Consider the following 275-nt stretch of genomic DNA (forward strand, 5'->3'; position numbering starts at 1 on the left):
AGTGGGATGGTGCTGGTTAGTAGGGTGGGTCGCCGTCGTCGTCTGGGGTGAGGCGGCTGTAGATGCTGGTGGGGTCGGGGTGGGCGGCGTGGGCTAGTCGTGCGGCGCGGTTGCGGTCGCGTTCTGCTTTGCGGAGGTGGTGTTTGCGTAGTGTGCAGTGTCGGCGACTGCTGGTGGCGCGCGGGCGGGGCGGGGTGGCCGCAGCGGTCGGGGTGGTGGGGAGGAAGGTGTAGCGGGCCAGTCCGGGGAACAGGTCGAGGCCGGGTCCGGCGCGC

General features: G+C 71.6%; 1 protein-coding gene. It reads right to left on the reverse strand.

What is annotated here, in order from left to right:
* Positions 1–16: 16 nt before the first annotated feature.
* Positions 17–275 (reverse strand): hypothetical protein (locus tag HH308_RS29450; protein ID WP_376767320.1); only part of this gene is annotated, 259 nt, incomplete at its 5' end.

The organism is Gordonia asplenii, from assembly GCF_012933505.1.
Lineage (GTDB): Bacteria > Actinomycetota > Actinomycetes > Mycobacteriales > Mycobacteriaceae > Gordonia > Gordonia asplenii.